The organism is Paraburkholderia sp. GAS448 (assembly GCF_050435685.1).
GTDB lineage: Bacteria > Pseudomonadota > Gammaproteobacteria > Burkholderiales > Burkholderiaceae > Paraburkholderia.
In genome coordinates this window covers 1-22,100 of the sequence record NZ_JBNDKT010000051.1, presented here as the reverse complement: position 1 = coordinate 22,100, position 22,100 = coordinate 1, and the positions used below count along the sequence as shown (strand labels likewise).

Here is a 22,100-nt window from a genome sequence, read left to right as displayed (position 1 = left end):
ACACGCCGACGGCACCCGCGCCGTGCCCGAAAACCTGATGTTCGTGCCGATCGGGAAGCGCAGATCGGGCAAAGGGAGCCACTGCCTGTGCAAACCCCGGCCACGACCACCGCCCTGATCATTACTGTCTTAGTCCCCAAGTCATGAATACTGCCAACCGAAAACCCCTCCCAGGCACCCAGCTGGACTTCTTCGATACGCGCGCCGCGGTCGACGCGATCCAGCCCGGCGCCTATGACAAGCTGCCGTACACCTCGCGCGTGCTGGCCGAGAACCTCGTGCGCCGCTGCGACCCGGCCTCGCTGACCGCTTCGCTCGGGCAGATCATCGAACGCAGGCGCGAGCTGGATTTCCCGTGGTTTCCGGCGCGCGTCGTGTGCCATGACATTCTTGGCCAGACCGCCCTCGTCGACCTCGCCGGCCTGCGCGATGCCATCGCTGCCCAGGGAGGCGACCCGGCCATGGTCAACCCGGTCGTGCCGACGCAGCTCGTGGTGGACCATTCGCTGGCCGTCGAATGCGGCGGCTTCGACCCTGACGCGTTCGCAAAAAACCGTGCCATCGAGGACCGTCGCAACGAAGACCGCTTCGACTTCATCAACTGGACCAAGAAGGCGTTCAGGAACGTCGACGTGATTCCGCCCGGCAACGGCATCCTGCATCAGATCAACCTCGAGCGCATGAGCCCGGTGGTACAGGTGAAAGACGGCGTGGCCTTCCCGGACACGCTCGTCGGCACCGACTCGCACACGCCGATGGTGGACGCGCTCGGCGTGATCGCCATCGGCGTAGGCGGCCTGGAAGCCGAAAGCGTGATGCTGGGCCGGGCCTCCTGGATGCGTCTGCCGGATATCGTCGGCGTGGAGCTGACGGGCAAGCCCGGCCCGGGCATAACGGCCACCGACGTGGTGCTGTCCCTGACCGAGTTCCTGCGCAAGGAAAAAGTCGTCGGGGCGTACCTGGAATTCTTTGGCGAAGGAACGGCCAACCTGACCCTTGGCGATCGCGCCACCATCGCCAACATGGCGCCAGAATTCGGCGCTACCGCCGCGATGTTCTACATCGACGAGCAGACCATCAAGTACCTCAAGCTCACCGGGCGGGACGACGAACTGGTCAAGCTGGTCGAGATCTATGCGAAGGCAACCGGCCTCTGGGGCGAGAGCCTCAGGCACGCCGAATACGAGCGTGTGCTGAAGTTCGATCTGTCGAGCGTGGTGCGCACGCTGGCTGGGCCGTCGAATCCGCACCGCCGCCTGCCCGTGTCCGAACTGGCTGCGCGCGGCATCAGCGGCAAGGTCGAGAACGAGCCCGGCCTGATGCCGGACGGCGCGGTGATCATCGCCGCCATCACCAGCTGCACGAACACCAACAACCCGCGCAACATGATTGCCGCGGGCCTCATCGCCCGCAACGCGAACCGGCGCGGGCTCACCCGCAAGCCGTGGGCGAAGACCTCGCTTGCGCCGGGCTCAAAGGCCGTCACGCTGTATCTGGAAGAAGCCGGGCTGCTGCCGGAACTGGAACAGCTGGGCTTCGGCGTCGTGGCCTATGCCTGCACCTCGTGCAACGGCATGTCCGGTGCGCTGGACCCGCTGATCCAGAAAGAAATCGTGGACCGCGACCTCTACGCCACGGCGGTGCTGTCCGGCAACCGCAACTTCGACGGCCGTATCCATCCGTATGCAAAGCAGGCGTTCCTCGCCTCGCCGCCGCTGGTGGTGGCTTACGCCATTGCCGGCACCATCCGCTTCGATATCGAGAAGGACGTCCTGGGAATCGATGCCGATGGCAACCCGGTCACCCTGAAGGACATCTGGCCGACCGACGAGGAAATCGACGCCGTCGTCGCGTCCAGCGTGAAACCGGAGCAGTTCCGCAAGGTGTACGAGCCGATGTTCGCCGTGTCCGCCGACAGCGGCGTGAAGGCGGACCCGCTGTACGACTGGCGCCCGATGAGCACCTACATTCGCCGCCCGCCGTACTGGGAAGGCGCGCTCGCAGGCGTTCGCTCGCTCAGTGGCATGCGTCCCCTGGCGGTGCTGGGTGACAACATCACCACCGACCACCTGTCGCCGTCCAACGCCATCCTGGCCGATAGCGCGTCCGGCGAGTACCTGGCGAAAATGGGCCTGCCGGAAGAAGACTTCAACTCCTACGCGACCCACCGGGGCGATCACCTGACCGCCCAGCGCGCCACCTTCGCCAACCCCACGCTGAAGAACGAGATGGTGCTGGAAAACGGCCAGGTGAAGGCGGGTTCGCTCGCCCGCATCGAGCCGGAGGGCAAGGTGACCCGCATGTGGGAGGCCATCGAAACCTATATGGAGCGCAAGCAGCCGCTGATCGTGATTGCCGGCGCGGACTACGGCCAGGGTTCTTCGCGTGACTGGGCCGCCAAGGGCGTGCGTCTCGCCGGCGCGGAAGCAATCGTCGCCGAAGGGTTCGAGCGCATTCACCGCACCAACCTGGTGGGTATGGGCGTGCTGCCGCTGGAGTTCAAGCCTGGCGTGAACCGCCTGACGCTCGCGATCGACGGCACGGAGACCTTCGATGTGATCGGCGAGCGCAAGCCTCGCACCGATCTCACGCTTGTGATTCATCGCAGGAACGGCGAGCGCGTCGAAGTGCCGGTGACCTGCCGCCTCGACACCGCGGAAGAAGTGTCGATCTACGAAGCGGGCGGCGTGCTGCAGCGCTTCGCGCAGGACTTCCTCGAATCGTCGAAGGCTGCGTGATGCATGCGCTGTAGTCACGCGCTGCAGCCAGCGTTCACTGATCGTATCCGGGCGGTATGGCGACGTATCGCCCGGTCCTAACAGGACAACAAATTTATGGCCCACGCACCCCAGATCAAGATTCCCGCCACCTACATGCGTGGCGGAACCAGCAAAGGCGTGTTCTTCCGCCTGCAGGATTTACCCGAAGCCGCCCAGGTGCCGGGTGCGGCACGCGACGCGCTGTTGATGCGCGTCATCGGCAGCCCGGACCCTTATGGCAAGCAGATCGACGGCATGGGTGGCGCGACTTCGAGCACCAGCAAGACGGTCATCATTGCGAAAAGCAGCAGGCCCGGTCATGACGTCGACTACCTCTTCGGTCAGGTGTCCATCGACCGCGCTTTTGTCGACTGGAGCGGCAATTGCGGCAATCTCTCCGCCGCCGTCGGGCCGTTTGCCATCAGTGGCGGACTGGTCGATGCCGGCCGCATTCCGGAAAACGGTGTCGCCATCGTGCGCATCTGGCAGGCGAATATCGGCAAGACCATCATCGCGCACGTGCCGATCACGAATGGCTCCGTGCAGGAAAACGGTGACTTCGAACTCGACGGCGTCACCTTCCCTGCCGCCGAAGTGCAACTCGAGTTCATGGATCCGGCCGCCGAGGAAGAAGGCGCGGACGGCGCCATGTTTCCCACCGGCAATCTGGTCGACGACCTCGACGTTCCGGGCGTCGGCACGCTGAAGGCGACGATGATCAATGCCGGCATTCCGACCATCTTCGTGAACGCCGAGGCAATCGGCTACACAGGCACCGAGCTGCAGGACGCGATCAATAGCGATCCCAGCGCGCTCGCCAGGTTCGAGACCATTCGCGCCCACGGCGCACTGCGCATGGGCCTCATCCGGAACCTCGACGAGATCGCGACCCGGCAGCACACGCCGAAGGTCGCCTTCGTCGCAAGGCCGGCCGATTACGTTGCATCGAGCGGCAAGCGCGTCGGCGCCGCTGACGTCGACCTGCTCGTGCGCGCGATGTCGATGGGCAAGCTGCATCACGCGATGATGGGCACGGCCGCCGTCGCCATTGGCACTGCCGCCGCGATACCGGGCACGCTGGTGAATCTCGCCGCTGGCGGCGGCGCACGCGATGCGGTGCGCTTTGGCCATCCGTCCGGCACCTTGCGGGTGGGCGCGCAGGCGAGCGAGGCCAACGGCGCATGGACCGTGACCAAAGCCATCATGAGCCGCAGCGCCCGTGTGCTGATGGAGGGATGGGTGCGTGTACCGGGAAGCGCTTCGAAAAACAGCGCATAAGGCACATTAGCGACCGGGGATGCGTCAGGGCGTTTGAGCTTGCTGCGGTGTGTCGTCCAGGTTGTTCCTGAACTCGGCCTTCCTGTGCGAACCATCGCAGAATGGCTTGTTCTGCGATTGGCCGCATCGACACAACCAGACTTCGTCCTTGCCCGGTTCGATCTCTTTTCCGCTCTGGGTGGTGATCCTGAAGTCGCCCTTGATATGGTACGGGCCGTCGTTCTTTGGGGTAATGATCGTTGCCATTTACGCCTCCGATGTGTGGATCGCGGGCCCGCGCATGGTAGGGACATCCGGCGTGGCAACCCGGCAACTGGTCCGGTTTCAGTCTACATCCGATAGTGCGTGAAGATGCGCCACGGCGTCGACGCATTGTCGCCTGATCTACGGCACTCGCGTGGTATCGAGCAGCCGGGTTGCTTCGCGCTTTGCCTCCTCCGCCTCACGCGGCCGTTGGGTCTGGCTGTAAAGCCCGCTCAGGTTAGCGAGTGTGCGCGCTTCGTCCTGCCGGTAGGCCACCGGGTTATCTTGCGAGAGGGTTCGGTAAAGGTCCAGCGCTTGCCGGTAGGCATCTTCGGCCTCACGCGGCCGCTGCGTGTGGCTGTAGAGGACGCCCAGATTGTTCAGTGTCCGCGCTTCGTCCGGCAGGTAGACAGCGGGGCTTTCCCGCGCGAGCGCGCGATAGATCTGCAAGGCCTCCTGGTAGGTCTGCTGCGCCTGCTTCGGGCGTTGCGTGACACGGTAGAGCACGCCGAGATTGCTGAGCGTGCGCGCCACATCCGGCTGGTAGAGCGCGGGGCTCGCGCGGACGAGCTGCTGGCGGATCGCCAGCGCTTCCTGATAGGCATGCTCCGCGTCCTGAAGCCGTTGCATCGCGCTGTAGAGATTTCCGAGGTTGTTGAGCGTACGGGCGAGCGCAGGACGCCACGCGGCGGCGTTGTCGTGCACGAGGGCTCGCTGGATGTCCAACGCCTCCAGATACGCCTTTTCCGCCTCGCCCGTGCGCTGTGCGGCACCGTAGAGGATGGCGAGGTCGTTGAGGGTCGTCGCCATGTCGGGCCGGTACGTGGCGGGATCGCGAGAGGCCAGCGCCCGATCGATGTCCAGAGCTTCGCTGTAGGCATCGGTTGCCTCTTTCATGCGCCGCGTGTCGCGGTACAGGGCACCCAGGTTGTCGAACGTTTCCGCAACGGCAGGTCCGTAGGTCGCCGGGCTTTCCCGCGCCAGTGCCCAGTAGATCTCCAGCGCCCGCAGCCAGGCAGCCTCCGCCTCCTTCGGTCGCTGCAATGCAACGTAGACGTTGCCTAGCCTGTCGAAAGTGCGCGCGACTTCGGGCTGGTAGGTGGCGGGCTTTTCGCGCGCCAGCGCCTCGTAACGCGACCGCAGCATGCGATAAACCGGCTCCGCCCGTTCAGGCTCGCGTTGCTCCAGCAGGGTGTCGGCAAATGCCTTTGCAATGTCTGTGTCTTCGGGTTGCAGCGCGTAGGCCTTTTCCAGATACGGCAGCGCACTCTGTGGCCTGAAGCGCAGCGCCTCGATTTCCGCAGCGTCGTAGCAGCGGGCGGCGACCGCCTTCGTCGTCGTCTGTTGTTCGGCGAGCAGGCTGGACATCAGCGTCGAGGCCCGCTCCAGATCGAAACGATCTATCGCGTCGCCGATCTGCGACTCCAAAGGATTCGAACTTCGCTTGATCGATGCCCTGTGCTGGAGATCCCTGTAGCGCGCGTTCCATGTGTGCGCCGCGGCAACCAGATCCGTGTCGGGCTGCGCCCTGAGCTTCACGGCGAGACTTTCGATGAGCGGTTCGATGTTGGCCAGCGCCACATCGGTCTTGTGCTGCATGCCGTCCGATGGCACCTGTATCGAACCCAGCATCACGTTGGCCGCCCTTGCGAGCGAGACTCTCTGGGCATCGGAGAGTGCGGCGCCCTTCGCCGCGCGGGTCAAAGCGTTGGAAAGGCCGCTGACGGTTCGAGTGGGCAGTCCGCAGTCAACCTGCACCCTGAAGCCATGTTCGACATCGACCTCGGACAACGCCGGAGAACACGCACTCGCCACGTCCGCAGACATGCACTCTCCGGACGCCAGGGCGATCACGACGGCGAACAGAATCCTGCGCCTCATTTCCGTCACGCTCGCTGCGTTGCGGAAAGTCGCGGTATCCGGCGATACCGCCCGCTTCCCGCCCCCTGGCCGCTGCTCGCAGCGACTCAAACGCGCAACGAGGTCGATGAGTGCCGGCTTGCAGCAGCCTTGCGGGTAAGTCAGTCAGTTATCGTCCGAGCGGACTGGCGGGCGCTCATGCGGTACCGGCTCGGCCTTATCCGCGTCAGGAACCGGTGAGCTGGTTTGCGGCACTGCACCAGGGGACGGCTTGTTTTGCGGCGCAGATGGCGCGACGGGTTTGCTGGATGGGACGGATGACATCGCGTTCTCCCAATGACCGGGCAAGTCGCCGTCACCAGATTAGCACCGAAGGCCGTGCCGGGTCGCTGACGAAGTTGCGCGACAGGTCGAGACGAAACGGGGAAATCGATCGGTCACGGTCATCGCTTTCGATCGGCCCCATTCGCACAGGAGCCCTGTGAATCGCGATAAATCGGGCTGTCGGCATGCCCGACCTGTCCCTCGTCGACGCGACATCACAAGTCGTACGAATCATTCCGGTATGGCACATGGGTTCATTTTCACCAATAATGGCCCCACATCCATTACTGCGCGAGGGTGACCATGGGTTACAGCCCCGAAGCCATCCGTACGATTGCCCTCGTCGGGCATGCCGGATGCGGCAAGACATCGCTTGCCGAAGCGCTGCTGTATCAGGGCGGCGCGCTCCACGCGCCCGGCAGCGTGGAACGTGGCACCACCGTCTGCGATTTCGACCCGCTGGAGCGTAAATATCAGCACTCGCTCAACTCCGCCGTCGCCCACCTGCATTACCGCGATACGCGCATTTATCTGCTCGATACGCCCGGCTATCCAGACTTCTCCGGGCCCTCGATCAGCGCCCTGCCCGCTGTCGAGACGGCCGCCATCGTCATCAATGCGCAGACCGGCATCGAAATGACCACCCGGCGCATGATGGCCTGGGCGGCCGAACGCAAGCTGTGCAGAATGATCATCGTGAACGGCATCGACGGCGAAAAGGTCGACCTTCCGGGGCTGTTGACGCAAATCCAGGAGATCTTCGGCAAGGGATGCCTGCCCATCAACCTGCCCGCGCAGCAAGGCCGTCAAGTGGTGGACTGCTTCTTCAACCCGGCCGGCGATGCCGATTTCCTGTCTGTTGCGGCGGTGCACGATGCCTTGATCGATCAGGTGATCGAGATCGATCCGGCCTTGATGGAGCTTTACCTGGAACAGGGCGAGGCCATCAGCCCGGAGCAGTTGCACGAGCCCTTCGAGCGGGCGCTGCGCGAAGGTCACCTGGTCCCGATCTGCTTCACGTCTGCGGCCAACGGCACGGGCATCGCGGAACTGCTCGACGTGTTCGTCCGGCTCCTGCCCAATCCGCTGGAAGGCAATCCGCCCCTCTTCTATCGCGATGTCGACAACCGCCGGGAAGTCGTGAGCGCCGAACCCGTCGCCGACAGGCACGTCCTCGCGCACACCTTCAAGATCGTGATGGACCCCTATATCGGCAAGATGGCCGTGTTTCGCATCCATCAGGGCACGATTGTGCGCGATAGCCAGCTCTATATCGGCGACAGGCGGCAGCCGTTCAGGGTCGCGCATCTGTTGTTGCTGCAGGGCAAGGAACACGTGGAGGTCCAGCGAGCCGGTCCCGGCGATATCTGCGCCGTGGCCAAGGTCGACGAGATCGGCTTCGATGCCGTGTTGCACGATGCACCCGAGGACGGCAACATCCATCTGACCCCGCTCGACTTCCCTACGTCCATTTACGGCCTCGCGATCGAGCCGGCACGCCGGGGCAACGAACAGCGCCTCTGGGAGATCCTGCAAAAGCTGACCGCGGAAGACCCGTGCCTGCGGGTCGAACACCCGGTCGGCACCAACGAGACCGTCGTGCGAGGTCTGGGTGAATTGCACCTGCGCTACATGCTGGAGCGCCTGGCCGACCAGTACAAGCTCGATGTCGTGACGCGACCTCCGAAGATTGCCTATCGGGAGACGATCGGTGGCCGGGCCGAGGGGCATTGCCGCCACAAGAAGCAGACTGGCGGCGCCGGGCAGTTCGGTGAAGTGATGCTGCGCGTCGAGCCGCTGCCGCGCGGCGGCGGGTTCGAGTTCGTCGACGCCGTCAAGGGCGGCGCCATTCCCGGCCAGTTCATTCCCGCCGTCGAAAAGGGCATCCTGCAGGTGATCGAGAACGGGCCGCTGGCCGGTTTCCCGATGCAGGACGTGCGCGTCACCGTCTTCGACGGCAAGAGCCACTCGGTCGATTCCAAGGAAGTGGCTTTCGTCACCGCCGGGCGCAAGGCCTTCATCGATGCCGTGCTCAAGGCGCAGCCTATCGTGCTCGAGCCTATCGTGGATATCGAGGTGATGACGCCGGAACCGACGATGGGCGACATCATCGGCGACCTGTCCACGAGGCGCGGGCAGGTCCACGGTGCTCGGCCGGTCGCCGGAAATGCCGTGGTCGTCGCAGGACAGGTGCCGCTATCCGAACTCAACGACTATCAATCGCGCCTGAACGCCATCGCGGGGGGCCACGGCAATTACAGCATCCAGCTCAGCCACTATGACCCGGTGCCCACTGCCCAGCAGGAGTCGCTGGCGTCGCAGCACAAGAATCGCGAAGACGCCTCGACGTCATAGCGGGTGTGCGGATCGTGTCGCGGGCATGAGCTTCTATCGGGTTCAATGCCTGCCGCGATGCCGCACTGTGATCGAAACCGGCAGGCCGGGCGCGGCTCGTGGTGACAGGCGACGCCGAGGTGACAGGTGCACGTTCGTGGTCACACCGGGTAGCGAGCCTGCAGCCGCACTGTGCGGCCCACTCAACGAGCAAAAGCCGACAGCGACGACAACGCGCCCTCCTCCAGCATCTCCTTCAGCATTGCGGTAAACGCCGTGGCAGCCGCGGTCCGGTACGCGCCTTTGCGCCTGAGCAGCGCCACGGTTCGCGCCGGAATGGCCGGCTCAAGCGCTATGTATTTCAGATCTCGATGCTCGTATTGCATGACACTGGGAAGGAGCGTCGCAACCTTCCCTCTGCTCACGATCTTGAGCACCGCGCTGATCGAGTTCGCCTGTATTGCCACGTTGGGCTTGATTCCCTGCGACGCAAAGTAGGCGTCGACGTAGAAGCGGGACACGAACTGCCCGCTGAGCAGCGCCAGAGGCAAGGTTGCCAGTCGCGAGGACGCAATGGGCGTGCGCTCTGCCGCGACGGGATGACTGGCACTCACGACCAGCGTCATCCGTTCCGGAAACAACGCTTCCACCTCGATATCGTCCGAGCGGATATCCGTAAATCCGATCGCCAGATCGACGCGATCGCCGCCCAGGCCACTTTCGATGGCGTCCAGCGACATTTCTGTCATCTCGATCTCGATGTGGGGATACGCCGAATGGAACTGATCGATCACCGGCGCCACCAGGTATTCGGTGAAGGTCGGCGTGAAAGCGAGCCTTAGCTGTCCGCGCGACAGGTCCCGGACATCGTGCAAGGCACGCTGCCCCGCCTCGAGGTCCAATAGCGCGCGGCGCGCATATTCGATGTAGGCGCTTCCAAAATCCGTGAGCCGCACCGCGCGGCCACTCCGGTCGAACAGCTCGCCACCGAGGTCGTTCTCCAACTGGCGAATCTGCTGCGAAAGCGCGGGCTGCGAAATATGCAGGCTATCGGCCGCACGCGTGAAGTTGCGATGCTCGGCCACCGCAAGCAGATAGCGGATATGACGAAGTATCAAAATCTTTCCATAAGCTTTTCTTATCGACTCTATTCCAAACCCGTCTTGGACTATATAAGCACCTACCCTCACAATTGGCGGAAACCCGACAGGACTCGACATGCAATTCATCATCGCGGCTTCGATCGGTGCGTTCGGCTTTGGCGCGCTGGCTACCTGCCTGATCGCGCGCTTCCTTTCCGACGATGTCATGCTCAATGGTGCGCAAAACGGCCGGTACGCGTATCTTGGCAAGGACGAGGTGACAGAACCCTCACGGCCCGCACGACTGGAACGGCGGCTTTCGCTCCAGCGTCCGGTCGAGGTCGTCATCCGTCGCGAAACACATGCTTCGCGACGGGCGATCCGGCGCCAGGCTTTGTCGTCTGCCCGTGCGTGTGGATCCGGAGCGGCCGACTCCTGCTGAAGGAGAGCGAACCTGACACACCAGCGGCGTGGCTCACGGAGGACCGGATGACATACAGGCATGTTCCAGAGGTCATGGCCGACGGTGACTCGGCCGGGCTGTTCGACCGTGTTTGCGACAACGTCCGGCAGTCGACGGATGCAAGATGTGCCGCCGTCGTCATCATTGGTGGCGAGTCCGGGTCCGGGTATTCGATCGCTGGATCGTTCGACGCGCAACTGCTATTGCCCGACATCCTGCGAAAAATGGCGGACGTGCTCGAGCGGCAGTTCGAGCAGCGCCTCCAGTTATGGTGTCTGCGACGCGATAACCGATATCCGGCAGGTCGGGCGCCGACGAGCGTCCCGACCATGCCCGGCAGGCTGAGCTGCGTGAACCTCGGGTGCGATCTGGATGTACGCTGTTGCCCAGGGAGGCGCGGTGAACATGGAAACCGGCTATCCAGGCGGCAGGTTATCGGCCCTTGTCGGGCATATCCGCCGCGTCCCGCTGACCGTGCTCTTGATGGCTCTCGCGGCTGGCGCAGCCGGAGAGACGCGCACGATCACGATCGTGTCTGCGACCGATGGCGGGAACTGCGGAGCACCGCGTGGCAATGCGACTCGCGACTTCGCACGCGCGTGCGATCGGCGCGGGACCTGCCCGTACACCCTCGCAAGGCCGGCTTCCGCCCGACCGGCTGCGCGATGCCGGACGGACCTGTTTGTCGAATGGCGGTGCAACGACACTGAATTTCACAACGCCACGATGAGCCCTGGAACCGCCCCAGGCAGCAAGCTTTTGCTCAGTTGCGTCAATGAGACCGGCGCGGGCAAATAATCGCCGTCGTAGAAGCCGCGACGCCTCGCGCTGCCGCCATGGCCCTATCGTCCTGCTCAACGCGCGTTCCGCGATGGGAGGTGCGACTCAGGCGCTGCGCAGGACCGCCTGTGGTACGTAGCGCGCGACGTTGGACTGGGTTGGCAATTCGCGCATCGTATCCTCAATGGCCGGATCCGCTGCGAACCCGGCCGCCTCGCCGACCGCGTTGCCGACAAGAATGACGGCCGGGCTGCCAAGGCCCGCTGCGCGTGCGGTCGTGGCGATCGTGTCGAGTCTCGCCAGTACGTGCCGCTCGTCCGCGGTGCCGGCCAGTTGAACCACGGCGGCAGGTGTGGAGCCTGGCAGGGCCGACATCAGCGCAGCGCACAGACCCTCGATGCGGCTCATGCCCATGTAGATGGCGAGCGTCGTGCCCGTCGCGGCGAGTGCCGCCCAGTCCGGCTCGCTGTCGTCGCGCAGGTGAGCCGTGACAAACGTCACGCCCTGGCAATGATCGCGATGCGTCAGCGAAATGCCAAGGCCCGCTGCCGCCGCGAATCCGGACGAAATGCCGTTGACGATTTCGACAGGGATCTGCGCGCACCGGAGCGCCGTCAGTTCCTCCCCTGCGCGTCCGAACAGCAGTGCGTCACCGCCTTTCACGCGTACCACGTGGCGGCCGGCGCGTGCGTAGCGCAACATCAAGCGCTGAATGAAGGCCTGTGGTGTCGACTTGCAGCCGCCGCGCTTGCCCACCCGTATCACGCGGGCCTGCGGCGCGAACGAGACGATCTCTGGATTGACCAGATCGTCGAGCAGCACGACATCGGCCGTGGCCAGCAGCTTTGTGGCCCTGATCGTGAGGACGTCCAGGTCACCAGGACCCGCGCTGAGTAGAGTGACCTTGCCCATTTCCATCGTGATTCCCTTTTCCGGTCGGTCGAGTGAACGCGCCGCTCAATAAAAAACGGCATCCGCTCGTCTGGTTGAACGAGGGGACGCCGTTGTCCTGAAGTTGTCCGTGCCCGATGCGGCACGGGTGATTTACATCCATGTACGCCGGCATCGTTGCCGGACGTTCGGACAAAGGCAATATCCAGGCCAGATCGTGAGGGCACCGCCGACCACAAGAGGTTCGCCACAACGACGTTGATAGCGGCCGGATGCCGCCATGAACCGTAGGCCCGCGCTGCGGCGTAGATCGCCTCGTGCCGCCCACGTTGGCGTCACGCGAAACATCCCGGCCATCATCTGCCGTCTCCGCCCTGTTACGGGCAGCACGCCCAGCGATCGCCCTGCACGCTGCACGGAGAATGTGCTGCGTCGCACCATCGTTGTGCCCTGTCGCATCAGCATGAATCAGGCGGCCGCAAACCGACGGGGCCCGTCGATAGCCGCCCCTGCCCGCGCATGGCGCGTCCGCCGCACTTCCTGCGGCCTGGCATGTCCTTTGCATATTTCGACACGCCGGACCAAAGTCGGTCCGGTTGGAATGCAGCAAAAGTCGTCGCTTTTACACGGGCTTCTGGACAACGGCGTCCCCCGAATCTGGTCTCTTCCGACCGGGTCCGCGGGACGCCTTTTTATTTGCCGGGCGGAAATGATGTCGCGAACAGCACTCGAAACGGATGAAACCCCTGTCATGAACATCATCGTGATCGGCCACGGGATGGTTGGCCACAAGCTTCTCGAATGCCTCGCGGACAACCCCGCGAACGCACTGCACGTGACTGTGCTGTGCGAAGAGCCGCGCCCGGCCTACGACCGCGTTCACCTGTCCGAATTCTTTTCCGGCAAGTCCGCGCAGGATCTGTCGCTTGTCGAACCAGGCTTCTTCGATCGCGACAATGTGGTGCTCAAACTCGATGCGAAGGCCGTGGCGATCGACCGGGCGGCGCACACCGTGACCCTCTCGACAGGTGAGACGCTTTCCTATGACAAGCTGGTGTTTGCCACGGGCTCCTCGCCGTTCGTGCCGCCGGTGCCGGGACGCGATCGTCAGGACTGTTTCGTCTATCGCACCATTGAGGATCTCGAAGCGATGCAGGCATGCGGCGCCCGCGCGAAGACCGGGGTGGTGGTCGGTGGCGGTCTGCTCGGACTCGAATGCGCCAAGGCGCTGCGCGACATGGGGCTCGCGACGCATGTCGTCGAATTTGCGCCGCGCCTGATGGCGGTACAGGTGGACGAAGGCGGTGCGCGGGTACTGCGCGGCAAGATCGAGGAACTGGGTGTCCAGGTTCACACCGGCAAGAACACGCTGGCGATCGTCGATGGCGAGTCGGGCGCGCACCGGATGCAGTTCGCCGACGGCACTCATCTCGACACCGACATGATCGTGTTTTCCGCTGGCATCCGCCCGCGCGACGAGATCGCACGCGCATGTGATCTCGAAGTCGGCCCGCGCGGCGGCATCGCGATCGACGACACCTGCCGCACCGTGCTGGAACGAATTCGTGCTGAAGAAAGAGCACGCCGCCCTGCAGGATTCGAACGACTACTATCTCGCCAACATCCAGCGCGACGGCACCTATTCGGTCGTGCCACGGATGCCAGGCGGCGAGGTCACGCCGGAGGGGCTGATCGCGGTCGGCCAGGTCGCGAAGAAATACGGCCTGTACACCAAGATCACGGGCGGCCAGCGTGTCGATCTGTTCGGCGCGCGCGTCGAGCAACTGCCGCTGATCTGGGAAGAACTGATCGCCGCGGGTTTCGAATCCGGTCACGCGTACGGCAAGTCGGTGCGCACCGTGAAGTCGTGCGTCGGTTCGACGTGGTGCCGCTATGGCGTGGGTGACTCCGTCGGCCTCGCGATCGAAATCGAGAACCGCTACAAAGGCCTGCGCGCACCGCACAAGCTGAAGTTCGGGGTCTCGGGCTGCACCCGCGAATGCGCGGAAGCGCAAGGCAAGGATATCGGCATTATCGCAACCGAAAAGGGATGGAACCTGTATGTGTGCGGCAACGGCGGCATGAAGCCTCGCCACGCCGAGCTACTGGCCTCCGATCTCGACAAGGCAACGCTGCTTCGCTACATCGACCGCTTCCTGATGTTCTATATCCGTACCGCCGACCGCCTGCAGCGCACCAGCGTATGGCGCGACAACCTTGAAGGCGGTCTCGACTATCTGATCGACGTCGTGGTGAACGACAGGCTCGAGCTTGCCGCTGAACTGGAAGCGGAGATGCAGCTTGTCGTCGACACCTACGAATGCGAATGGAAGAAGGCGGTGACCGATCCGGAGACACGCCGGCGCTTCCGTCATTTCGTCAACAGCGAAGCACGCGACGATACCGTCACGTTCGTCGAGGAGCGCGGCCAGATTCGCCCGGCCACGCCCGGCGAGCGGCAGAGCCGACAGTTTCCCATCCCGGTGGTCGCCGAGACTGCCTGAACACTCTTGAGGACATCATCATGAACGATGACCGCATCCAGGATTCGTGGATTTCCGTGTGCAAACTCGACGACATCGTGCCCAACACAGGCGTTTGTGCGCTCGTCAACGGCGGGCAGGTCGCCGTATTCCATATCGACGATGGCGACGGCCGCGTGTTTGCGATCAACAACTACGATCCCGTGTCGCAGGCGGCGGTCCTGTCGCGCGGCCTCGTGGGGAACCTCGGCGAACGCATCGTCGTGGCCTCGCCCATCTACAAGCATCATTTCGACCTGCGTACAGGTGAGTGTCTCGAAGACCCGGAGCACTCGGTCAGCGCGTTCGCGACCCGTGTGGAGAATGGCGAGGTGTGGGTAGCGGCATAGAAAAGCGCGGAGCAGGCCCAGGCGCGTTGTGTGCCTGGCTGTTCCTGAACACTGTGTGCGAATCAGGCAAACCTGGGGTCATCCTCCAGAGAGACGCAAAAGCACGTCGCGTAACACGATGGCCTGGTTATGCTCTTCATCCCTCGCGCCATACACGAGCGTGATCGGCTGTCCGCCCGCATCGCTCAGAAGTTGTCGCATCCGCGCCTGCATCTCTTCGCTATCCAGTTCGCTGCGGTAGCGTTGCTGGAACGCTTCCCATCGTTGCGGATCATGCCCGAACCATTTGCGCAGTTCCGTGCCCGGCGCAAGTTCGCGCACCCACTCGTCAAGCTTGAGCGTCTCCTTGCTGCGTCCCCGTGGCCAGACCCGGTCGACGAGCACGCGGTAACCATCCTCCTGCGTCGGATCGTCATACGCCCGTCGGATGAAAATTTTCAGACTCTTGCGGTTCGTGTGCGGCATTGCCTGCTCCGTTCAAACCGACGCTTCGATACGGCTCACCAGACGTGATCTGCCATACGTGCCGTGATCGATTCGACTCTTGCGCGAAGCGTCGGCAGCACTTCACTTTCAAACCACGGGTGGTGCTTGAACCATGCCTGATTGCGCGGCGATGGATGCGGCAAGGGAATGAAGGCTGGCGCATAGTCGGCCCATGCCCTGACTGTTTCGGTCAACGACGATTTGCGGCGGTTGCCGAGAAAATGACGCTGCGCATATTGCCCGATCAATAGCGTCACCTCGATTTCTGGAAGCTTTTCCAGCAGGCTGTCGAGCCACAATTGCGCGCACTCGCGGCGCGGCGGCTTGTCGCCGCTGCTGCCTCGCCCTGGATAGCAGAAGCCCATTGGAATGATCGCGAACTGCGACTCGTCGTAAAACGACGTCACATCGACGCCGAGCCATGTTCGCAGACGCTCACCGCTGGCGTCGTTCCACGGAATGCCCGTGGCATGTACCCGCGCCCCGGGCGCCTGACCGACGATGAGAATACGGGCGTCGACCGCCGCGCGCACGATGGGCCTTGGACCGAGCGGCAAAACCTCTGCACAAGCACGACAGGCTCGCACGTCGGCGAGAAGCGCGTCGAGGGTCGGATACGCGGGTCTGTTCACTTGCGAACGCCTGGTTTTGACATGCGGATCATGCGGCATCCATCGACGGCAGGGAATCGTTCATACCGGCGACGCAGAGGGTTCCTGCAGAACGATCGTGACAAGTACCGACGCATTTCTGATCGCGGTCAGCTTGTGGGGGACTCCGGCCGCGAGGTAAAGCAGATCGCCTGCGCGCATGAGCCGCTGGGTGTTCTCGAAGCTGAAGTTCACTTCGCCTTCGATGCACTGCACCGTTATCGGACCGTTCACTGCGTGCTCGGGCATCCCTTTACCGGCCGGCAGAACAAGCCGCATGACTTCGAGTTGCGCTTCCCTGAACAACGCCGTGGTTTGAGTCTGCTCGAGACTCTCGCGCAGCGGGAGCACGCTCATTGTTTCGCCGGATGAAAGATGGGATATCGCCACGGGGTTCTCCAGAATTCATCGCCCCACCGCACCGCTTCGCATCGTGGAGAGGCATATTGCGTCTGCTTTCGATTTTACAACCTCGGTCGACGACGAACCACCATGCACGGAACGGGTCAGCGGGACCCATCGAGTTGCCACACGCTCGCGCCAACGCGGAGATGTTGCAGAACAGCACGCGCAAGAAATCCGCGCGTAAGGCTACCGATCTGATCGCGTGCTTCAAGGTTTGATGGCCACTTCGAAGCGGCCTTATCTGCCCCTGAAAATTTCTCTCGTCGTGACACGCAAACGTAACGGCTTATATCACGTTGTTACATATAATGCAGATTGCCGTGAACGCGTTTTGGTTCGGGGATTGACGTTTCGTTTCCCCGACATGGGCTTTCACGGTGTCGGGTCTGAGAACACGACTAACGTAATGGGGGCTCGTCCTGTGAAATCCGTCTCCTTCATTTATGGTCCGTATTGCCTCTTGTGCGAACCGGTGCAATTACCCGACGACGGCTTTGGTTGTGTGGCGACGATCGTAGCGGTAGGACATCATCATGTACTCGCACGTGGCCCTTCCCCGGCCGCAGAACGCGCGTTGACGGAAATCGATGCTGTCAGAGCGGCAAAGCAATGGGCAGTGAACTGGATCAGGCAGCGAGCGGGTCAGGAACAGAGCGCCTGACGGCGAACCGGCTCACCCACGCGCAGGCAGGCCAATGCTGCGATGCCCAACGACGATGAGATCGAGTCCCGGTTCTCCGTCCCACGCCAGTCAGCATCGGCCGCCTTCGGCGCGGCGATCTCCCTGTAAGCGGTCGATCAGCCGGCCCGGCGCACTGGCGGGAAGCGCTTCGTACTCCGGGTGAGCTTCACGCGCCGGAAACGCTCTCTCTTGTGTTCTTCCTCGAAGTACGCGAGCGACGGTTTGACCAGATCGCTTCTCGACACGATGCCCACCAGACGCATCGTGTCGCGGTCGGCAACCACGGGCAGGCGCTCGAGACCATGTACCGCAAGCCGGGTCGCAACGAGCCGGCAGGTTTCGCCGGGCAACGCAAGCACCGGCACACTTCCGTGCAACGCGTCGATGAGCGGTGCGTCGAGCTCAGGGTTGGTCCCGTCGCCACGTAAGCGCTCGAGTGCCGCACGATCGACGATAGCGGTCAATACGCCCTCGTGTACGGCCGGATAGGCGCGATGTGTCTGAGCCGCGCCGAAGAACGTCGCCAGCGCATCACGCACGGACATGCGGGCGTCGATGGTTTGCACCCCGCGCGTCATGACCTCGTCGACGTAGTGACGCTCGAGCGGGTCCACACCGTATTCGCGGTAGATGTGATAACCGCGACGGGCGATCTTTTCCGTCATGATGGAGCGCCGCATCACCACCGTCGCAAAGCCGTGCGCAACGAGTGTCGCGGCCAGAAGCGGCAACAAGGCATTGCTGTCGTGCGTCAGGCCGAAGGCAAAAACGATCGCGGTCAGGGGAGCGCCGAGGGTTGCGCCAAGGGTCGCAGCCATACACACGAGCGGCCACAACGCCGGTTCGCCGCCCGGCAGCACGTGCGCGAGCACCGTTCCGAGCCCGGCCCCCAGCATGAGGAGCGGTGCAAGCACACCGCCGGACGTGCCCGAGCCTAACGCCACGACCCAGATGATGGCCTTCACGATCAGGATGGCAGCAGCGACCTGCAACACGATGTGCTGGTGCAGCAGATCGCCGATCACGTCATAGCCGACGCCCAGCGCGCGGGGTTCGATGAATCCGCCGATGCCGACCACAAGACCGCCAAGCGCGGGCCACCACATCCAGTGGATGGGCAGCTTGCCGAACAGATCTTCGGTCTTGTAAAGCGCAGCCGACAGGCCAGAAGCGAGCGCCCCGCTCAGCAGCCCGGCGATGATGCACGACACGAGCGACATGGCATCAGGCGGCGCCGTCTCCAGCGGAAGCAGCGGGCCCGTGCCGAAGAACGCCGCGCGGGCAAAGCCCGCGACCGCGCAGGCCAATGCGACGGGCAGGAAGCTGCGCGGTCTCCATTCGAACAGCAAAAGTTCGACCGCGAGCAGCACGGCAGCCACAGGTGTACCGAAGACGGCGGTCATCCCTGCTGCCGCGCCTGCAACCAGCAAGGTCTTGCGCTCCGCCGACGTCACCTTCACGCATTGCGCAATCAGCGAACCGAGCGCGCCGCCTGTCATGATGATCGGGCCTTCGGCGCCGAACGGGCCACCGCTCCCAATCACGATGCCGGACGACAGCGGTTTCAGTATGGCGACCTTCGGCGACATGCGGCTCTTGCCGAACAGGATCGCTTCGATCGCCTCAGGAATGCCATGCCCGCGGATCTTCTCCGAACCGTAGCGCGCCATGAGTCCCACGATCAGTCCGCCAGCGACCGGCACGAGAATGACCCAGACGCCTAGCGTATTGTGGGCCGGAGACCGGTCCGCGAAAGAAAGCGTGCCGAAAAAGAACAGGTTCGTGAACAGGTGAATCAGCGACAGCAGCACGAAGGCCGCAAGCGTGCTGAGCGCCCCGATTCCTGCGGCAAGCGCAGCAATACCTGGCAGCCGTGCGTTGGCCGAAAAATCGCGTTTATGGGTGTCGAAACTCATGTCTTCTCATAAGTCGATCTGTGGAACATTGAAAGCACCTTCGAGTGACCGCAGTTCGGCGCGGTGCATCTCGGCGAGGCGCGCGAGCACCTGCTCGCCCGCTTTCAACAAATGCACCTCGACCTGGCGGCGGTCGGCTTCGCTGATCTTGCGCCGCACAAGGTCAAGGGCCTCGCAGCGGGACACCAGCGCGACCACTCCATGGTGCTGCGCCTGGAGCCGTTCGGCGAGTTCGCCGATGGTCGCCCAGTCGCGCTCCGGATAGCCCTTGATGTGCAGGAGCAGCAGGTATTGCAAAGGCGTAATGCCTTCGCCCTGGGCGGCCTGTTCGGAAAAGCGCTCGAAACGCCGCATCTGGTAGCGGAATTCGGACAGTTGCTCAAAGTCCGCCTTGGTCAAGCCGCGAGTGAGTGTCTTCATGGGAGCTCTGTCGAAACAGTAAAGCGATAAATATATCACTCCATGATATTAATGGTCGCAACTACAAATTAAATCGGGCAAGAGCTACTACGCCGCGCTTCGTTGCTGGGCGGATGTCTGACGATAAAGCCCCGCGATCAGATCAGCCTGGGTGATCATCCCGACCAGTCGTCTTCCGGCGTCCAGCACCGGAATATGATGGTGCCCGTAGTGCGCAAACAACGGCACCAGTTCGGCGATCGGCGTCGCCGCATCGACAGCATGCACCGAGGGGTTCATCAAGGTGCCCACGACGCGGACCGGGTCCCTTCTGCGCCTGAACCATCGTTGCCGCAGAGACCATAGAACGGAGATTTTTCTGAACGTCGGGGTATCGAGAAGATCGGCGCGCGTCACGATGCCGATGACGTGCTGCGTCTCGTCAGTGACCGGCAGTGCCTTGACGCCGTGCCGTTTCAACAGGTTCCACGCAGCTGACGCCCGGGTGGCGACCGATACGGCCACCACCGCGCGAGACATGATGTCCGCGCAGGTCAATTCACTGAACGTGCGGGCATAGGCCTGCAACTGGACATCGCGCAGCAACGATTCCAGGTCGTCGGGATCGATGTCGAGCAATTCCCCGCGCTGCCTCAGCACGGCTTCGAGGTCAGCATGGGTGAAGCCATCTTTCGCCACTGCAACCGATGCCGCCGCATCCTGGTCGACCTTGCGCCGCGCAGCGTGCGGGTAACGGTGGCCGGTGACAGCATGGTAGACGATCGCCGAGCACACGAGCGCCGCCGACTGCATCGCTATCGGCTCCGCGACGAACCGATAGCCGAGCGCGTGCACGGCTGGGCCACCGAGGACGGCGGTCAGCGCGACCGCGCCGGACGGCGGATGGACACAGCGCAACGCAAACATCGCACAGATCGCCAGTGCGATCGCCAGCGCGGCGGCTGTCACCGGATCGGCGATCCAGCTTGCGCATGCGACACCGACGGTTGCAGAGACGAGGTTGCCGCCGATGATGGACCACGGCTGCGCAAGCGGGCTGGCAGGCACGCCGAACAGCAGCACGGCCGAGGCGCCCATCGGAGCGACAAGGAGCGGAATATTCACGTCGGTCCCCAGAAGGACATGCATTGCCCCGCCGGTGAACGCGATGCCGATAAGCGCGCCGACACACGAACGCAAGCGTTCCGGCCATCGAACGGCAATCGGACCGGGAGCGAAGCTGGAAAGCCAACGGATTACAGCAGAGCGGGACAAGATCTGAACGGGATAGAAAGTGGGCGACGTCGCAATAGACGAGGCCACACCTTACGGTGAAACCCTCCCGCGACGAAAGAACATGTTGTCATCATTATATTTCATTGTGATATAAAACGACATCCGGGTGGACACGAACACGTATGAAGGGCTCTCCTGGCGGGCCTGCAGACCGATGCCAGCCGAAGAAGGCGCGCAAGCGCCCTGCCCGTCGAGAACTCCGCCGGTGAAAAAAAGCGCCTCTAAAGCACAATCGCCACAATCGAACGACCGATTGTGGCGATGGCGCTACTGCGTCTGAATCTGCCGCATCAATGCATGTGCTGGCCGCCATTGATGGCGATATTGGAACCGGTCACGAAACCTGCGTCGTCCGAGCACAGATAGCGGACAAGCGCAGCGACTTCGTCCGGCTGACCGAGCCGGCCGACCGGAATCTGCGGCAGGATCTTTGTGTCCAGAATCTCCTGCGGAATTGCAGTGACCATTTTGGTGGCGAGATAGCCTGGCGATATCGTGTTGACGGTCACGCCCTTGCGCGCCACTTCAAGCGCCAGCGACTTCGTAAAGCCGTGCATGCCGGCCTTGGCTGCCGCGTAGTTGGTCTGGCCGACGGAACCCTTCGACCCATTGACCGAAGAAATATTGATGATGCGTCCCCAGCCACGTGCGACCATCTCTTCGCACAACGGCTTGGTCATATTGAAGACCGAATCCAGATTGGTCCGAACGACTGCGTCCCAGTTGACCTTGTCCATCTTCCTGAGCGTCATGTCCTGCGTGATGCCGGCATTGTTCACCAGAATGTCCACAGGGCCGACCTCGACCTGAATTTTGGCCACGCAATGCTGGCACGAGTCGTAATCAGCGACATCGACGGGATACGCGCGAAAGTTCCGGCCCTGGGTTTCCATGCTCGACAGCCATGCGGCAACGCCAGTGTTATTCGGCGAATGCGTTACCACCACAACATAACCAGCGTCATGCAGTTTCGTACTGATCGCTTCTCCAAGGCCGCCCATTCCGCCTGTTACTACAGCGATTCGTTTCGTCATGCTTTCCATCCGTGATCGTAGTATCTGCGAGGATCATGAATATCCAATGGCCGTCCCGCACAACCCGCCATTGGTTTGCCTCAATGCATCGCCGCCTCGAGAACCCCGCGAGGTGGTGGGTCAGCATTGATTGAACTGCGCGGGTTTTTATTGGCTACTGGTATTGCGCGAATGAAATCCAGTGCGCCCGAGGGCAATCAGACACCGCTCAGGCGCACCGTTTGACTATGAGTTATACGAAGGATCAGATACGCTCGACTGCGAGCGCGACGCCCATACCGCCGCCGATACACAGCGACGCCAGACCTTTCTTCGCGTCGCGCTTCTGCATTTCATGCAGCAGCGT

At 63.0% G+C, this 22,100-nt stretch carries 17 protein-coding genes and 1 pseudogene; 6 read left to right on the top strand and 12 right to left on the bottom strand.

What is annotated here, in order from left to right; all coding sequences use genetic code 11:
• Positions 1-143: 143 nt before the first annotated feature.
• Together acnD and prpF are read left to right on the top strand one after the other, a co-directional pair.
• Positions 144-2,738 carry a Fe/S-dependent 2-methylisocitrate dehydratase AcnD gene (gene acnD, locus P3T23_RS42375; RefSeq protein WP_429322018.1) on the top strand — a complete coding sequence of 865 codons (2,595 nt, stop codon included), beginning with the start codon at positions 144-146 and terminating at the stop codon, positions 2,736-2,738.
• Between the two features lie 96 nt (positions 2,739-2,834).
• The gene (prpF, locus tag P3T23_RS42370) at positions 2,835-4,037 is read left to right on the top strand and encodes a 2-methylaconitate cis-trans isomerase PrpF (RefSeq protein WP_429322017.1); all 1,203 of its coding nucleotides are present in this window, start codon (positions 2,835-2,837) and stop codon (positions 4,035-4,037) included.
• 24 nt (positions 4,038-4,061) lie between these two features.
• Here prpF and P3T23_RS42365 read toward each other — a convergent pair whose 3' ends face one another.
• Together P3T23_RS42365 and P3T23_RS42360 are read right to left on the bottom strand one after the other, a co-directional pair.
• Positions 4,062-4,283 carry a CDGSH iron-sulfur domain-containing protein gene (locus P3T23_RS42365; RefSeq protein WP_429322016.1) on the bottom strand — a complete coding sequence of 74 codons (222 nt, stop codon included), beginning with the start codon at positions 4,281-4,283 and terminating at the stop codon, positions 4,062-4,064.
• Between the two features lie 138 nt (positions 4,284-4,421).
• Entirely contained in the window at positions 4,422-6,107 is a 1,686-nt protein-coding gene (locus P3T23_RS42360; protein ID WP_429322015.1) for a tetratricopeptide repeat protein, read from the bottom strand.
• A 660-nt stretch (positions 6,108-6,767) separates the two neighbouring features.
• Between P3T23_RS42360 and fusA the strand changes: the two genes are divergently transcribed.
• Entirely contained in the window at positions 6,768-8,819 is a 2,052-nt protein-coding gene (fusA, locus tag P3T23_RS42355; RefSeq protein WP_429322014.1) for an elongation factor G, read from the top strand.
• Between the two features lie 182 nt (positions 8,820-9,001).
• Here the strand turns inward: fusA and cynR are convergent, their stop codons facing one another.
• Complete coding sequence (cynR, locus tag P3T23_RS42350; protein ID WP_429322013.1) at positions 9,002-9,916, bottom strand: transcriptional regulator CynR; 915 nt, start codon at positions 9,914-9,916, stop codon at positions 9,002-9,004.
• Positions 9,917-10,016: 100 nt separating this feature from the next.
• Between cynR and P3T23_RS42345 the strand changes: the two genes are divergently transcribed.
• Positions 10,017-10,322, top strand: coding sequence for a hypothetical protein (locus tag P3T23_RS42345; protein ID WP_429322012.1), 306 nt, complete (start codon positions 10,017-10,019; stop codon positions 10,320-10,322).
• A gap of 906 nt (positions 10,323-11,228) precedes the next feature.
• Here P3T23_RS42345 and cobA read toward each other — a convergent pair.
• Positions 11,229-12,035 carry a uroporphyrinogen-III C-methyltransferase gene (cobA, locus tag P3T23_RS42340; RefSeq protein WP_429322011.1) on the bottom strand — a complete coding sequence of 269 codons (807 nt, stop codon included), beginning with the start codon at positions 12,033-12,035 and terminating at the stop codon, positions 11,229-11,231.
• 259 nt (positions 12,036-12,294) lie between these two features.
• Here cobA and P3T23_RS42335 point away from each other — a divergent pair.
• Positions 12,295-14,518, top strand: a pseudogene (locus tag P3T23_RS42335) (FAD-dependent oxidoreductase).
• Between the two features lie 20 nt (positions 14,519-14,538).
• Entirely contained in the window at positions 14,539-14,886 is a 348-nt protein-coding gene (gene nirD / locus P3T23_RS42330) for a nitrite reductase small subunit NirD (RefSeq protein WP_429322010.1), read from the top strand.
• Positions 14,887-14,964: 78 nt separating this feature from the next.
• On the opposite strand, the gene P3T23_RS42325 is transcribed toward nirD, so the two are convergent.
• The 8 genes from P3T23_RS42325 to P3T23_RS42290 form a co-directional block, all read right to left on the bottom strand.
• The gene (locus P3T23_RS42325; protein ID WP_429322009.1) at positions 14,965-15,351 is read right to left on the bottom strand and encodes a DUF488 domain-containing protein; all 387 of its coding nucleotides are present in this window, start codon (positions 15,349-15,351) and stop codon (positions 14,965-14,967) included.
• A gap of 35 nt (positions 15,352-15,386) precedes the next feature.
• Positions 15,387-16,043: a uracil-DNA glycosylase family protein gene (locus tag P3T23_RS42320; protein ID WP_429322008.1), complete on the bottom strand. Its 657-nt coding sequence runs from the start codon at positions 16,041-16,043 to the stop codon at positions 15,387-15,389.
• Positions 16,044-16,064: 21 nt separating this feature from the next.
• A complete protein-coding gene (locus tag P3T23_RS42315) occupies positions 16,065-16,412 on the bottom strand; it encodes a cupin domain-containing protein (protein ID WP_429322007.1) in 348 nt (115 codons plus the stop codon).
• Between the two features lie 813 nt (positions 16,413-17,225).
• Complete coding sequence (locus P3T23_RS42310) at positions 17,226-19,025, bottom strand: chloride channel protein (RefSeq protein WP_429322006.1); 1,800 nt, start codon at positions 19,023-19,025, stop codon at positions 17,226-17,228.
• Between the two features lie 6 nt (positions 19,026-19,031).
• Positions 19,032-19,445, bottom strand: a complete 414-nt coding sequence (locus tag P3T23_RS42305; RefSeq protein ID WP_429322005.1) for a MarR family winged helix-turn-helix transcriptional regulator — start codon at positions 19,443-19,445, stop codon at positions 19,032-19,034.
• An 87-nt stretch (positions 19,446-19,532) separates the two neighbouring features.
• Positions 19,533-20,699, bottom strand: a complete 1,167-nt coding sequence (locus P3T23_RS42300) for an HPP family protein (RefSeq protein WP_429322004.1) — start codon at positions 20,697-20,699, stop codon at positions 19,533-19,535.
• 311 nt (positions 20,700-21,010) lie between these two features.
• The gene (gene phbB / locus P3T23_RS42295) at positions 21,011-21,754 is read right to left on the bottom strand and encodes an acetoacetyl-CoA reductase (protein ID WP_429322003.1); all 744 of its coding nucleotides are present in this window, start codon (positions 21,752-21,754) and stop codon (positions 21,011-21,013) included.
• Between the two features lie 244 nt (positions 21,755-21,998).
• Positions 21,999-22,100, bottom strand: a 102-nt coding sequence (locus P3T23_RS42290) for a hypothetical protein (protein ID WP_429322033.1), incomplete at its 5' end; no start/stop codon positions are given.